The organism is Mycoplasma sp. 06067-C1-B144P-99-0482-3 (genome assembly GCF_051053925.1).
GTDB classification, from domain to species: Bacteria; Bacillota_I; Bacilli_A; order Mycoplasmatales; family Mycoplasmataceae; genus Mycoplasma; species Mycoplasma leachii.
Window position 1 is genome coordinate 1090382 of the sequence record NZ_CP144017.1, and the last position, 16703, is coordinate 1107084.

Below are 16703 nucleotides of genomic sequence, written 5' to 3' on the forward strand. Positions count from 1 at the left end.
TAATTTTTCATATTCTATTGTGTGTTTTTATTTTTTAAATAATTGGTGTGTTCTTTTCTAAATCTATTGTCATTAAAACATATAGAATTTGTTTTTATGAAAATATTTTTAAAACAATTTTTAACAAGCATATAATCATAGTAGTTTTTTTATTATCTCAGTTGGTGTTTATTTTTGGAACATATTTGCTATTTATTATATGTAAATCAAGGTTCTTTTTTTATAATTCTTATCGTTTTTATATTCATAAATCTTTTTATAACTGCTCTTATTTTTTGTTAATTTAACGATTGTATTTTTGTATTATTACTTATTTTATTTTTAATATTACAACCATGATATCTTCTCTTTTTTATGTGATCTATAAAAAAACATAAAAACACCCAGTTTTTTACACACTTTTGTGCTATTTAAAACAAAATGCGCTGTATAGTTGTGGATATTTTAATGTTTATGTTTTAGTTCACAAATAAGTTGTGCTTAAAATAGATTTAACTAGCTATTTCTTGGATTTAATTTAACAGTGAATAAATTATCTTTTTTTAGTTTTTTAACAAAATCTGTTCTTAAATTACCATCAAAATCATCACTATAAGTACTTTGACCTTGAATTAAACTAATTACATTGGAAGTAGTGTTATGTGTGTCATCTTTTGAAAGTAAGAAATTAATTCCAATTAAATTGAAAGATGAATCAATTGCCATTGAACCTGAAGATCCACCATCTAAAGCATCACTTTCATTTTCGATTCTTGTATATAAACTTGAATGTTGAGTTAAAACACGTTTTAACATTCCGTGTTGATTTTCTATAAAGGGTTCAGTATATTTAGTTCAATTATCATTATGTGAGTTTCAATCTTTATTTTCATCTGGATCATATTTAGTTCATAGACTTTGAAAATTATCTTCTTTAACATATCTATTTTGAGTACTTATAACTCCACCAAATGATTTATTTGCTTGAAACTTATATGTTAAACTTCTATCTATAGCTAATTGTGTTGCTGGATAACCTGCATAAAATTGAGTTTTTAGTGGTGTAAATAATTCATCTTTTCCTAAACCTATGTATCAATCTTTTTCATCATCAGTATTAATAACTTTATCTAGTTTAGGTAGGATATTTTTTAACTTATTTTTTTGAATTTGTAATTTCAAGATTACAAAATCAGCTCCACCATTTTTAGTTGAACTTAATCTTGTACTTTGATCGAAGTTTTCAATATAAACAAGTCCAGTATGTATATTATTTGTTTTAAAACCAGAAACTTTGTATCTTGGTGTATAATAAGCAGCTTGTAAATATTGACTTTCTGCTTTAAATGTAGGTGTTGAACCAGTAACGTTATTGATAATATTTGATGTTAATTTTTCTTGTTTTGCTCTTGTTGTCATAAACTTGGCATTTTTTGGATTATCTATATTTTCATTATCAAAAAAATCAGCTTTTCAACTATCAGCAAATTGATGTTTACTATCTTTTGTAAAATAAATAGATTTATCAAAAGCTTCTGCTAGACTAAAAACATGAACGTTTGTAGCTAATAACAATTCATAATAGTCATCCTTTTCAAGATCTTTGTTAATAACTCTATCTAAAACTCAAACTGTTCCACTTTTATAATCTTTTGTGATTTCATCAGTTTTTAATCTAAATTCATCTCTTTTTCATTTATTAAATCAAATTAAAATACTAAAACTTCTATCATAAATATATTGATAATAATCTAGATCTTTTTTTAACATATTAGTATTATTTTTATCAATTTTTTGATAATAGTTTTTATCATTAGTAATTAATAAAATTTCAAATTCCCCATTTTGATCATCAAAATTAGCTTTAATATCTTTAATATTAGTAATATTAAATAATTTAGAAATCGATTCAAAATTCATATAATAAAACAATTGACTTAAATTAGATGGTAAATATCCAAAAGGGTTTTTACTAATTAATTCATTAAAATCAAATTTTAAATTAATAATAGGATTAATTTCACTCTTATTAAATTTTATTTAAATACTCTTGTTTAACCATTCCGTTAATTGAAAGATGGTCATTATAAAAAGCTGTCTTTTGTTCATCATTTAAACCAAGATCACCATATCAAGCTCTATTTTTAATATGCTCTCAAAATTTATTATCAGTCTCATTGTCATAAACACTTCTAAAATCAACTGGATTATTATAATAACCAGTCTTTAAAAAAGTATTTATATTATGTGTTGCTGTATGAAACTTATTTGTAGATCTACTAATAGTATAAGCCGAATTATTTAATAAGAACTCTAAACTAAATAAGTGAGAATCTCTAAAATAAACACTATCTTTATTAGGATCATAGATCTTATTATCTTGGTAATTTAGTTGATTGATGTTGGTTTGGTTTTTATTATTTGATGACATATTTGGTTTAACTGAATTATTATTGTTGTTGTTCATTGGATTATTTAATTCAGTTGGTTTTTTTATTATCTTTATTATTTTTATTAATTACAGATGGACTTTCTATGGTATTTGGTTTTGAAATAGATTTGTAATTACAACTAATAACTAATAATTAAACTAGTTAAACTAATTAAACTTAGAATTTTTTTCATAATATATACCTAACAGATTATATTTTAATATAAATTAATAACTCTATTATTATTTAATCCAACTCAAAAACTGTTAAATAACCATTTAGAAATTTGATTTATTATATAATACACATAGAAAGTTTAAAGATAGGATTAATATGCTTAAAAGTGCTAGTATTTTAACATTAACATTAAGTTCGTTTTTAGTAAGTTGTAGTTCAAATATTATAAATAAAAGTCCAAATTCTAATATATTAAATAAAGATCTAGATAATAAATTAAACAATAATACTAATCAAAAAAATAATAAAATTGATCAAAACCAAAGAAATACAACTCAAAAACAAGATAATAATAATGATACTAAAAATAATAATTTTATAAAAATAACTAATGAATTAAATAACCAATTTCAAGTTCTAAATTCATCTTATAAAATCAATAGTTTAATTAGTTCTGTGTATTTTTTGAATAAACAAATTAATTTAACTAAACATCAAGATATTGATTATGTTGATCTTGAACAATATGTAGATCTTTTAAAAGATATTTTAAATCAAACAATTTATAATGATAACTTATACAGTCTAACTCAATTATTAGAAACTAAAACAAATAATAATCAAATAACAATTAGTCTAACTAATAAATATCAAGTAAAAAATAAAAATAAACATAAAGATTTTAGTTTAACTGAATATATTAAATTTGACTATTTAACCCAACAAATAACTATTTCTAATGTTAATTTTTATAATTTATTAAGTCCTTATCAAAATGAGTCTAATTTAGAATATTTTGATCATTTTAAATTACTTGAAAAAAAACCTTTAATTATAAATTTAAATAAATATGATATTTTTATTTTTAATAAAGAAAATAAATTATATTTACCTTTATTAGTTTTAAATCAAATCTTTTTGGCTGAATCTGAAAAACAAATATTTTTTAATAACAAGGAAGTTTTAGTTTTTGAAATCTTTGAACTTTTAAATGCTTCAAATAATGAAACTAAAAAAGCACTAGTTTCTAATAAAAAGAACTTAAAAATATCAACTCATCTAAAAAAATTTCAATATAACTATTTATATTTTTTATTGGATAATTTTTATCCTATGAAACTAGATAAATCATATCAAGCTTATTTAGAAAAATATAAAAATGATTTATTATCAGATGACTTAAAACATTTTAAGACCACTAATCTTTTAATAAGAGATTTAAATGATATTCATACTAAGATCTTATTACAATCACCAATTTATGATTTAAATACAAATGATTCTGAATTAGAAATTAATAATGATGAACAAAGAACTGATAGGGTAGCTAAATTTAGAAAATATGAACGAGATATTGTTAAGTTAGCTTCTAATTTAAATGAAAAAGATATTAGATATACAAATGATAATAAAACAGCAATTATTAAAATAGATATTTTTAATAAATGATATACAGTAGATGGAGTTAAAAAACAACTTGAAGAAATTAAAAATAAAAAAACTGTAAAAAATGTTGTTTTTGATCTTAGCTTAAATCGTGGCGGTAGTATTGTAGCTGTTTATCAGATACTAGGATATTTAACAGATCAAAAATATAATTATCATAAATTATATCCAACTACAAATGATAAACAAATCTTACAAATTCAATCAAAAGTTGGAAAGTTTGATTTTAATTACTATATATTAAGTTCACCAATTAATTATTCAGCTGGTAATTCTTTTGCAGCTATTAGTAAAACTAATAAATTAGCAAAAATTATTGGATTTAATTCTGGTGGGGGAGCTAGTGAAGTTAGAATTAGTATTCTGCCAACTGGTTCTATAATTAGAAAAAGTTCAATTTATACTTTAACAGATCAAAAGTGAAACTCTTATGAATATGGAGTAACTCCAGATATAGAGTTTGATAAAACTAATGATTATGATTTTAAAAAACTTTTTGATCTAGATTATATTCAAACAGTTATCAATAATGATCAAAACAAATAGAAAGGAATTATTATGAAATTATTTTTAATAAGGTTATTTAGTTCTTTTTTATTCTCTAATAATTTAAGTGGTAATTTAGCTAGTTTAAGTTCTTATCAAAATGAAAAACCAAAAATTATTTTAACAGATCATAAACTATATACATTAGCAAAAGATCTTAAAAATACAAATAATAAAATCAAGCTATTTTTATATAAAAATATTGGATATGTTTCTGTTGTTGAGTTTCTAAAAAGTATTGAACCTATAATAAAATATGAAAATATAGAAAATAAATTTAATGATGATAAAACAACTATAACTTTAAAAAGTTCAAAAAATATCTACAATATAGAATTTGATTATAAAACTCAGATCATAACTGTTTCAGATTATAAAATCTTTATTGAAATTTTAAAAAACAAAGAGCGTGGTGAAGAACAATTACAATTAGAATTTAAAGGATTAGAGAATAAAAACTTAAACAAGGAATTTAAATATCATTTAAAAAACTATAACATTGAGATGTTAAAAGATCAAAGTGATGTTTATTTACCTATTGTTTTACTAAACCAAATCTTTTTAAATGAATCTAATATCCAAGTGTATTTTAATCAACAAGATGTTAATATTTTTAGATTTTCTGAATCAATTAGTAATATTATAAGTCAAGTAAATCTTAAAAGGTCTGATGCTAACAACAAAAATGAAATCCCAAAAGAACTTAAAGAGTTTCAATATAATTATTTAAGTTTTCTATTTGATCATTATTATGCAATTAAATTAAATAATAATAAATCTTATAAGGATTATTTTAAAAAATATAAAACAAAAATTGTAAATGGAACTAATGATGAGCATTATCTTACAACAAAACAATTAATAGATGATCTTGATGATCCTCACTCAGCATATGCTTTAGATGGGTTTTTTAACAAAAGTAAAGATTTTAATAAAACTCCAATAAAAATATCTAATCCAAATAATAGATCTAATAAACAAATTAAACTTCTAGATTTATTAGCTAAAAATGATCCAAGTAAAGTTGAATATGAAAACAATGTTATATCAGATGATACTTATATGATTTCTTTTAAAAAGTTTGAAGAAGATTCTGCTAAACATATTAAAAACAGTTTAGAACAAGCTCAAAGTAAAAATGTTAAAAACATTATTTTTAACCTAACACAAAATGGTGGGGGTTATATTGGTGCTGCTTATGAAATAATGAGCTTTTTAACAAATAATCCTTTTAATGTTTATACTTATAATCCTTTATCAAAAGAACAAAAAGTTGAAACTATAAAATCAAAATATAATAAATTTAACTTTGATTACTATATTTTAACTTCACCTTATTCGTTTTCAGCTGGAAATATTTTTCCTCAAATAGCAAGAGATAATAATTTAGCAAAAATTATTGGTCATCAAACTTTTGGTGGGGCTTCAGCAATTGGTTATTCAATTCTACCAACTGGAGATATTATTCAGTTAAGTACTAATAATGTTTTTACAAATAAAAACTTTAAAAGTTTAGAATTTGGTATTCAACCAGATGTGAAATTAAAAAACGATGTATATAATAATACTAAAGATTTATATGATCCAAACACACTTTTAGAACTTATTAAAGAAGCTAAAAAAACTAAATGAAAATCAAGTGATGATCTAATTAATCAAAATAACTTATCAATAGAACAGTCAAAAAATCAAACTAACCAAAAACCCAAAAGACAACCACAAAGCAACAATAATCAAACTCAACAAAATAAAGAATCTAGTTTAGATAAATTAATTAAAAATAAATCTCTAAATATTACTAAAAATGATTTAAATACTATAAAAAATAAACTATTAGAAATTAATCCAAATTTATCTAATAGAGAACTAATAGTAGAACTAAAAAATAACAATACAGCTGAAGTTTATTTAAAAAATAATTCAAATGATAAAGTTACTATTAAGCTTGTTGTTATTAAAGAACCTAAAATAAAAAGTTCTAATAAGTTGGTTATTATTTTAATTTCAAGCTCATTAGTTATTGTTGTTTTATTAGTGTCTAGTTATTATATTTTTAAAAAAGTTAAAAACAAAAAATAGTCTGTTTATTAAGCAGACTTTTTGAATTTAATTCCAAAAATATACACTATATTTTCGGTTAAAATAGCGCAAAAACAGATTAAAAATGAAGATTTTTTATAAAGGAGTATGTTTTAGTAATAAAATGTACTCTTTTTATTTAGAAAAATTAATAAAATTTTAAAAAAATACTTTTAAAAGACTTGTCTTTTATGTTATAATAAACTATATAATACACTATAGAAAAGAAAAGATATTGTGGCTGTACCATTAGAAATAAGGCAAGTTCCAAGACCTAAAAATACTATCGTTAAATTAACAGGAAAATCATGAGCTGTTATTCAAAGAATTGGATGTGAATATAAAAATGGTAAGAATTATCCAAAAAATGGACCTGTCATAGGTCATATAATAAATGGAGTATACGTACCTAAAAAAGAAATATCAATAGAATTAAGACCAAAAAATTATGGTGACTATATGCTTGCTAAGAATCTTTCAAATGATATTTTGAAAGACTTGACACACGTTTATGGTGTTGAGGCATTTAGAATTTTTGCAATTGCTATTATGAAAACATTAAACCCAGATGCAAACGATTCTTTAATAGAGAAATATTATGAAGAATCATTTTTATCAGTAGATTTTTCAAATATAAAATTATCAAAAAGTACCGTTTCAAATTTTATTTACAAGCTTGGTTGTGACACCAATAAAATTATTGAATTTATTAGAAAAAGGGTTGAAAAAACAAATACAAATGACCTTGTTGCTATTGATGGTATGCTTAAAAATTACAATAGTAAAATAACATCATTTGGTTCTTTATCATATAAATCGAGAATTAAAAATACAAAAAATATATCAATCGTTACTGCTTTTAATATAACAACAAAAGATATAATTTGTTCTTTACCATATCGTGGTAATTGCGTTAATTTTACTAGTTTTCCTGATTTTTTAGAAAAAACTAATATAAAAACTGGGGTTATTATAGGAGATAAATGGGTTAGTAATGGTAAAAATATACCAGATCAAGTAGCTTATATATTTCCTATAAAACGTTCTTTGAGTATTTTACATAAACTTAATATTTATGATATGGAAGAAAAATTTAGCAATAAAGACAACACCATTTTTTACAAAAAACTAAAGCATGAAAATAAATTTTATTATGCTTTTAGAGATAATAATAGATTTTCAAAAGAACACAGTGACTATTTAAAAAGTAAAAAATATACAATAGAAAATTATAAAAAACTAAAAGATAAGTTTGGAACTATAGTTTATATATCTAATCAAGATCTAGAACCAATTGATATTTATAAAATGTACAAACAAAAATGAGAAATCGAACTAGTTAACAAGTTTTATCAAGATAATTTGAACCTTAAAGAAGTAAATAAAAAGAGTGATATTTCAATTTATGGAGCAGAATTTATTAAAATGCTTTCTACAATTATTGGTTATAGAATAAAAAATAAATTCGAAGAAAAAGGTATCTTAAATGAAAAAACTTTTAGTGAAGCACTAAAAGTATTTAACTCTTATAAAAAATACAAAATAAATATTATAGGTGATTTTTGAATAGTTGGTAAAATTTCAAAAAAAGATGAAGAAATGATTTTATCTTGTCTTATATAGTGTATATTTTTGGAATTCTTTAAATAATCATATATCAAAATAAAAACAAATAAAAAATGGCAGTTATATACTTGCCATTTTGTCCTTATTTATTCATTTTTTCTTTAATAGATTTAGATAATTTAAATTTAACAATTTTATGTGCAGGAACTTCAATTTGTTCTTGAGTTAAAGGATTAATTTTCATTTGAGCTTCTTTTTCTATTGTTTCAAATTTACCAAATTTAGCAAGAACAACATGATCTCCTGCAGCTAAGTTTTTACTTGCTACAATAAAAGCTTTATCAAAAATTGTTTTAATTGAAACTTTAGTCATCTCTACAAACTCAAGATCTTCATAAAGTTCTTCTAATAACATACCTTTTGTAACTTGTGGATAAGTTTTTTTCTTTTTACGTTTTTTATTAGGTTCTGATTTTTCTGTTGTTTTTTTAATTTCAACAGGAGTAGGAAGCATAACTGATTTAGTTTCAATTACTGGTTTTACTTCAGCAGCTGGTTTTGATTTAGCCGTTGGTTCTGGTTCAAAGATTGTTTTTGATTCAAACATTGTTTTAGATTCAGCCATTGATTCTGATTCAGCAACCATAATTTCTTCTTTTTTATCAAGTTTTTCAGTTTCTGTTTCAACAATAACATCACCTTCAGTTTGAATTGTGATATCTAATTTAGTTGTTGAATCTTCAACTTGAATAGTTTTTACTAAGTTCTTGTAATACAAAATGTAAAAAATCAGAGAAACTATTAGTATTAATGGTATTCAAGTAATTAAAGCAATATTACAAAACTCATCTAATCCAGCTCCTCATTTAACTGGTTTAGCTAATGTTACTCCAAAACCAGTTAAAACTGTCATAAAATCAGCACCAATTTTTCCGTTTGTCTTATTTACATTAATTAGTTTTAAAACAAAAATAGTAATAAAAGCAACGAAAAATAGTCCTAAAAGTATTCTAGCTACAAGTAGATATTTACTTGATGGTTTTTTTGATATTTTCATATCTCTTTATTTCTTTCTATTGATTATAGATTGCTATTTAAAATAGCTAATCAATACATATATAAATAGGCTTTTAAAAAAATTTTTAATAATTATTACCTATAAATAATTATATATTTTATTAATTTATGAATTTATTTAGCAAACAAAATTTTGTAATATAGGCTTAAATTTTGATAAAATAAAAGTCTTTTTTTAATAAATAAAGCTGTTTTTGAAACATTAAGCTTTTATAAAAAATACTTACTAATTGTTAAACTAAATAAAATATAAAAAGCTAACTAGATTACTTTTTTTTATAAATTATTAAAGATATTACAATTTATTTTATTAATAAAATTAAAGTAAAAAATAAAGAAAATAAAAAATTCCTAAGATCATAAGATCAAAGGAATTTTTTAACTATTTTACTTGCTTTTCTTTAGATTTAAAACTTGGAAAAGTTTTTGCATCATCTTTTGGTTCTTTTAACATCAATAATCCAATAAATGACATTAATCCTAATATAACTATTAGTACTAATTGAATAATTGCTATTGTAGATTGGTTAATTGATTTAATTAAAGGAATTGAAGTAATGATAATTAGAGATAATGTAAAGAACATATATCCAAATCCTCAAATTAAACTAAACATTCAACCAATAGTTTTAGGATCTGCATCTTTATATTCATGAGGTAGGTTTAAAATAACTGCTTCTATTCCTCAAGTACAAAATCCAGTTAAAAATCCTAAAATGTAGAATAATACTAATCAACCTTTATAATTACCTTCTAAAAATTTAGTTTCTTTGTTATAGTTAGGAGCTAATCCATATTTATAAACAACAATTGAGATTATAAATAATATAATTCCAAATCCTATAAGTGTTGCTATATATCATCTTCTTTTTAAATTAAATCTTGATCATAATCCAATTACAACTGGACCAATAGTTCCTGCAAATAAAAATAATATTTGTCAAATTCTTATTTGAGTACCCATTGATTCATTTTGTAAGCCAGAAATTCAAGGAAATAACACTAAGCTTAGTGAAGTTGGAAACACAGCAACAATTAATCAACCACCAAAGACTAATAATCAAGCATAAGTAGCTTTGGTTTTTAAATAACCTTTTAATACTTTAAATCCATTTACTTTAGGTTCATTTGAATCTTTTTTAACATCAAAATTAGTTCCTAATAAAAATACTGCAATTAATGGAATTAGATAAAGTAATGACATAACTAAAAAGATTGTTCTTCAATTACTTCTTAACATATCAACACTTGCACTATCTCCAGCAATAACAAATGGTACAAGAGAAATAATTGAACCTAATGGGAAAAATGCGATTGCTATTTGAGAATAAATAGGCTTTGTTTTTTTAATAAAGAAGTTAGCAGCAACTGGTTGAAATAATATAGTTAACATTGTTCCACCAATAGCCATAACTGTTCTTAAAATTAAAAACAATACATAACCATATTTTGCACCTGGCATAAAAATTGCTGGTAAACCAAATAAGGTCATTATACAAGCAATTAAAGTTGCTTTTTTATGTGCAAATTTTACTAACAAAAAGGCAACAACAACTGAGCCAATACCTCTACCAAAAGTAATTGCTCAGTTAGCAGCTTTATCTATTAATTGGAATGAAGCTGTGTTTTCAATTTGAAAATAAGATAAAAACCCTGGTGAATGAACACCATCTTTGATTCCTCCACCAGCTAAACCAATTGCAAAAGCTCAGTTAGCAATAAATAATAAATAACCAAAACCAATAAAAGCTCATAGAATGGTTCCATAAAGCATTCTATTATTTTGCGATCATTTTTCTACAGTTTTCATATACGCCCTTTCAAAATTGATCTTTTTCTGCTTTCTCTTGTATTTTACAATATTTAAAGACTTAGAATCTAACACAAAAACCAAATTAAATTATTTTTAATAATTTAATAAATATTTTTATATAAAAAGTAGCATAAATACATAGCAAAATAAAAAAAGCAACTTATTTAGTTGCTTTTTTAGAATCTAAATAAAGATTTTTATTTTGAAAGATTTATACCATTTTTTGGTTATGGTTTTACAATAAACACTTCGTTTTACTATAAATTAATTTTATTTTTTCCTTTATAAATTTAAATCCTACACAACATTTATAATATGAAAAATAAAATATATTATATATTACTGGTTCAAACAAAATTAAAAATACTCATTCAAGAATAAGTATTAATAAAAGCAATCTACTATAGTTACTTATCAACCCTTTTTGTCAACTATCTTTAAAACAAAGACTAATTATTATAAAGAAAATAAAACAAAAAACCTGTGGTATTACATTTTTAATACATAGTAAAATAGTTATTTTATTTTCTTTTCTAAGTAGATCATCAAGTGAACAAAATCAATATATCATTAGGCATAAAAAAAGGATATTATACATAATCACATCTATTTGTCTTGTTAATAATGGACCATTTTGTTTTGTAAAATCCGGCTCGATGGCAGATAATAATTTTCCATAAGAGAAAATTGGAACCAAAAATATAAGTAAAATTAGAAAATATAGAATTATATATAAATAGTTCTTTCGATCAAAGTTAGATTTGTTTTTTTTATACTTCTTATTTTCAATAATATTATTAAAACTTTTAGTTTGTTTTGAAACATATAAAGAGGTTATGATTATAGAAAGTAAAGAAGCAGTCAAAATAAATGGTAAAATAATTCTTAAACTAGAAAATATTTGAAAATCTATTTTTTTAAATCATATAAAATTAATAGCAAACCCAATTATAAAAAATGAAATTATAAAAAATGAAAAATTAATAGCAAAAAGTGAAGCTATATAAAAATTAGTGTTAGTAGTAATTATTATTTCTATAGAATCTCGATTTTTTTGACTTGCGTTTATACAATAATAATTATAATAAGATGATTTTGTTGAATAATATTCTATAGCTCTTTTAACTACAGGAAATAGTTCATCTGGTTTATTATGATTTTTTATTGCTTTTCTTTCTTTGTTTATAATTTCTTCTATATACCCAATAACTAAAGAAATTAATTTTTCATAATAAGACCATTCATATTTTAATTTGTCTGTTAAAAAAGAATTTCTAAGATCGTCTATTAATCTTATTAAATAAACTGGCTTGTAAGAAATTATTTTAAAATCATTAATAGACTTCAATACTTTTTTCTTTTTACGCTTTTTTACTTTTTTATCTAATTTATTAAGAAAATTTAATGTTTGATTCATTTCTAAAGTAATGTAGTTGTTTCTATTTTTTAAATATCTAAAAACGCTTCTAAAAGGATTGAAAATAGTTCTTTTACAAAAAAATGTTAATAAGAAAAAACATAAAGATCCAAACCCAACTTTTGACAGAGTTATTAAATAACTTGAAATTGAGTTATGTTCAATAAAACCATACAATTTTAGACCAACCATATCGATTCTTTCTTTTCAAACATTTATAGGAGTTGTTGAATAAAAATTAGTATTTAAAATTTTATTTCACTCTTCAACCCAATTAGATGAACCCATAGTAATCTTTACTGATTCATCATTTTTGTTTATTGGTATACTATATAAAACTATGTCATCAATATTGGCATAATATCAGAGAAAAAACATTATGCACACAAATGTAATGATAAATAACTTAAAATTATTTTTCATTTTTTCCTTTCTAAATACATTTTTTAAAATTTATAAATTTAACTTATAAATATTTTATTTTATTAATAACTAGTTTATTTAAGTAACTTTTTTAAATAATAAAAAACAACTCATTTTTTAATAAACTAAGTTGTTTGTAAAATCTATGTACAAATAAATTAACTACTAATTTTTTAATATATCTATAAACTCTTTTATAACATAGTCTTTATACATAAAATTAATATCTGAAGCATTCACTTTGCTAATTATAGTTAGTGTATTAAGATCAATATTTATATAATCAGAGTCGTCTATATTTTCAAGTTCTTTTAAAAATTGTTTTTGTTTTTTTAAATCATTTAAATTTTGTTTAATATATTTTTGTTGATAATCATGCTCTTTAAATTATTTTTAGTTAAATAATCTGTGAAAAATTGTTCTATATCAATAATATTATTTTCTATAGCAAATTGTGAAATTTTATCTTCTTGTCAAACATCATCATAAGTTAAAACTAAAGTGTAAAACTTAATTAAATCGTCTAAAAACTTTCATTCTAAAACTTCTTTACTAAGAATAATGTTAAGAATTTCACTTGTAATTTTATCTTTAAAATCATTATTTATTAACATTAATTTAAATAGTATTTTTAATTAATTAGGGTTAAAAAATGGCGTTGTTTTAAACATATTGTTTTCTAAAAACTTAAGTTTTTGACAAACTGTTTCTACATTTCAAATTAGATCTAAATACTTAACTAATTTTTTGATTTCATTTTCATAATTCTTTTTTATAAAAGATATTGACATTTTTTAATTCTCCTTTCTTTTATTAATACATAACAAAAAACAAGTTTTATAACTTTTTACAATAAAGTTATTCCTTGTTTTTTTAAGTCTTCTTTATATTGTTTTTCTCACACACTTACTTGTACTTCACCAATATGTGCTTTTTCTAATAAAAACATACTTAACCTACTTTGACCAATTCCTCCACCAATAGTTAAAGGTAATTTATTATTAAGTACTTGATTATGATATAAACCTAAATCAGAATTTGTTTTATTTAATATTTTAATTTGTTCACTTAAGCTTTTAGCATTAACTCTAATTCCCATTGAACTAATTTCTAAAGCTTTGTCATTAACTTTATCATAAAAAATTAAATCACCGTTTAAATTTCAGTCATCATAATCAAAAGCTCTTTTAGAATGTGGAAGATTATCTGGTAAATTATGTCCAATTTTATAAATAAATACTGCTTTAAATTCTTTTACAATTTCATCTTCTCTTTGTTCAGCAGTTAAATGAGGATATTTATTATATAAATCTAGTGAATCTATAAATGTTAGTTGTTTTGGTAATTTGTCTACTAATTCTGGGTATTTAAAATTTATTTTATGTTCAACATATCTAATTGAATCATAAATTTTAATAACTACTTGTTTTAAAAACTCAAAATTTCTTTGATCATTACTTATAATTAGTTCTCAATCTCACTGATCAACATATAAAGAATGCTTATAATCTACAATATCATCCTTTCTAATAGCATTCATATCAGCTCAAATTCCTTCACCAATATTAAAATTATATTTATCTAATGCATATCTTTTTCATTTTGCAAGTGAGTGAACTATTTCTAAATCTTCAGTTCATTGCTTTGGAGTAAATCCAACTGGAATATCACCATTTAAACCATCATTAATTTTAGATTCTGAAGTTACAAAAAGTGGAGCTGAAACTCTTGTTAAATTTAAATTTTGTTTTAATTGTTTAGTTAAACTAAATTTAATATCTTGAATAGCTTGTTGAGTTTGTTTAATAGTTAGCTTTGATTTATACATAATTCTCCTTTTACATTAATAAAATTATATTATTTTAAAGATTAGATTTTATAAAAACATAAAGTATAGAAAATTAAATTAGCTTACTATTTTTTAAAATACAAATTAGTATTATATTTAAGCTTAAATAAAAACTATATAAATATTAAATATAATTAATCTTAAATATTTGTAATCTAATCAATTTGATTAATAGTTTTAACTATAAAATGAATTTTTATAAGTTCATTTTTTTATATTATATGTAATAATAAAAATTAATAAGTTATTAAAAAAAATAAATAAAAAGAACCATTAATATTTTTTTTAAATTTCGTGGGTTATTATACAAAATGGTACTATAAGTTATAATTATATTATCAAAGAAATTAGAGAATAATAGATCTATTCTAACAAGCCTAATTTATCTTTGAGTTCATGGGAAAACCTTGAACAATCACTTTTAACCCTCAATACGATTCCTGAGATCTCGTCAACTAACTCACTAGGTAATCCATTGGGGTATTTTTTTATGTATAAGAGTGTTTTGTCTAATCCACTATGAATTCTTCTTGTTTGGTTTATCATTGTTAGTATTTTTAAATCTTCTTTTCTACTTTCATCTAATTGTTTTCTTCTAACAAAATCAACTTCAACTCAATCAGTTGAACCAATTTCTAATGGCTTTGCAATATAGCGTTTAGTATCTGTTCTAAAGTAAAGTTGTTCATCTGAACCAATTACAAGTTGAATATTTTCTTTTTTATAAAATCTAAAACGTTTACCAAATTCATCGTATGGAGCATAAATTTTAGTTTTATACTCTGCTACACCATTTGCAAATTTTCTAGGTATAGGTAGGTCAAAGAATTTTTCAACTTCATTTTCACCTAGTTGTCTAAATGCATTATCTCTTTTTCTTTTTTTACATTTACTATTAACAAAATCTATTAATTTGTGTTTTATTTGATTTGCTTGTTCAATTGTTTTTATATCATTTTGTTTAAAGAAGAAAGGTGCATTTTTTTGGACTGTATCTCACATTCTTTCAACATGTGGTTTTGCATTAGCATTAGATGAAGAAATCACCTCTATACCCCTATTTTCAAGCTCTAAACGCGTTCTAGCGTTATTTCTTTCATCTTTTTTAAAATTAGCTCTATTATCAGTAATAATTCTTTGAGGATAGCCATAAGTTCTAAATATTGTTTCAAAAATTTTTTGATAAGAATTTAAAGATTCTTCGTATTCTTCAAAACACATATCAAGTATTTGATTAGTTCCAACATCAACAGCCATAACACATGTTGCTATTGTGTTATTTTGAAAATAATAATGAGTACATCCATCTACTTCTATTACCTGTCCAAATTTATAATTGTTTGCTACTGCTAGTCTGTGTTTTTCTACGTTTTTAGGCACATAAAAAACTAGCTCATTGCTATACCTAATTAATTTTCCTTCTTCTTGTTGTCTTCTTATTTTTTTAACTTCTTTTTTGGTTTTACGTTTGCAATAAGGGCTTGCATAACCTTGTTGTATTAGTCTCCTATTTAAAGTTGAATAAGAAATTTTATTTTTAGTGTTAGTTGACATAAGAGTGCTGTGATAGTTTTCTAAAGTTAAATAAGAACAACTAGCATTATTTACATCTCCACCAGTTATTTTTACTTGTTCTTGGTATTTTTCACCTAAATTATGTATTATCTCATCACTATATTTTTGAGCATTTTTATTATTAGTGTTTTTATGTGAAAGAATTAGCTCTGCTTCCTTGTTCTTTCATTTAATATATTCACTTTTATATTTTTTTACAGTAGAAAGTGATTTTTGAAACTGTATAGCGATTGATAACAACTTTCTGTTAGGCTCTTTTTCAAAAGTATCTATTATAAGTTTCTTTTTTTCATTAAACTTTTTATTTTCTTGGATAACAAACAT

The 16703-nt window shown here is 22.3% G+C and carries 10 protein-coding genes and 1 pseudogene; 3 read left to right on the forward strand and 8 right to left on the reverse strand.

The features are described from left to right. Positions 1 to 495: 495 nt before the first annotated feature. Positions 496 to 2604: pseudogene (locus V2P32_RS04805) on the reverse strand (MAG2960 family serine endopeptidase lipoprotein). A 140-nt stretch (positions 2605 to 2744) separates the two neighbouring features. On the opposite strand from V2P32_RS04805, the gene V2P32_RS04810 reads away from it, so the two are divergent. From V2P32_RS04810 to V2P32_RS04820, 3 genes are all read left to right on the forward strand, one after another. Next, on the forward strand, positions 2745 to 4580 hold the full coding sequence (locus tag V2P32_RS04810; RefSeq protein ID WP_434343538.1) for a S41 family peptidase: 1836 nt from the start codon (positions 2745 to 2747) through the stop codon (positions 4578 to 4580). Between the two features lie 12 nt (positions 4581 to 4592). After that, on the forward strand, positions 4593 to 6659 hold the full coding sequence (locus V2P32_RS04815) for a S41 family peptidase (RefSeq protein ID WP_434343539.1): 2067 nt from the start codon (positions 4593 to 4595) through the stop codon (positions 6657 to 6659). 237 nt (positions 6660 to 6896) lie between these two features. Then, complete coding sequence (locus V2P32_RS04820; RefSeq protein WP_434343540.1) at positions 6897 to 8282, forward strand: transposase; 1386 nt, start codon at positions 6897 to 6899, stop codon at positions 8280 to 8282. Positions 8283 to 8367: 85 nt separating this feature from the next. Here the strand turns inward: V2P32_RS04820 and V2P32_RS04825 are convergent, their stop codons facing one another. The 7 genes from V2P32_RS04825 to V2P32_RS04855 form a co-directional block, all read right to left on the reverse strand. After that, positions 8368 to 9282 carry an HU family DNA-binding protein gene (locus V2P32_RS04825; RefSeq protein WP_434343541.1) on the reverse strand — a complete coding sequence of 305 codons (915 nt, stop codon included), beginning with the start codon at positions 9280 to 9282 and terminating at the stop codon, positions 8368 to 8370. Between the two features lie 402 nt (positions 9283 to 9684). Next, on the reverse strand, positions 9685 to 11112 hold the full coding sequence (locus V2P32_RS04830) for a hexose phosphate transporter (protein WP_434343542.1): 1428 nt from the start codon (positions 11110 to 11112) through the stop codon (positions 9685 to 9687). Positions 11113 to 11350: 238 nt separating this feature from the next. Continuing rightward, the gene (locus V2P32_RS04835; protein WP_434343543.1) at positions 11351 to 12910 is read right to left on the reverse strand and encodes a hypothetical protein; all 1560 of its coding nucleotides are present in this window, start codon (positions 12908 to 12910) and stop codon (positions 11351 to 11353) included. Positions 12911 to 13296: 386 nt separating this feature from the next. Then, on the reverse strand, positions 13297 to 13569 hold the full coding sequence (locus tag V2P32_RS04840) for a hypothetical protein (protein WP_434343544.1): 273 nt from the start codon (positions 13567 to 13569) through the stop codon (positions 13297 to 13299). 21 nt (positions 13570 to 13590) lie between these two features. Then, entirely contained in the window at positions 13591 to 13746 is a 156-nt protein-coding gene (locus V2P32_RS04845) for a hypothetical protein (protein ID WP_434343545.1), read from the reverse strand. A gap of 56 nt (positions 13747 to 13802) precedes the next feature. After that, positions 13803 to 14783, reverse strand: a complete 981-nt coding sequence (locus V2P32_RS04850; protein ID WP_434343546.1) for an aspartate--ammonia ligase — start codon at positions 14781 to 14783, stop codon at positions 13803 to 13805. A 384-nt stretch (positions 14784 to 15167) separates the two neighbouring features. Continuing rightward, positions 15168 to 16703, reverse strand: coding sequence for a hypothetical protein (locus tag V2P32_RS04855; protein ID WP_434343361.1), 1536 nt, complete (start codon positions 16701 to 16703; stop codon positions 15168 to 15170).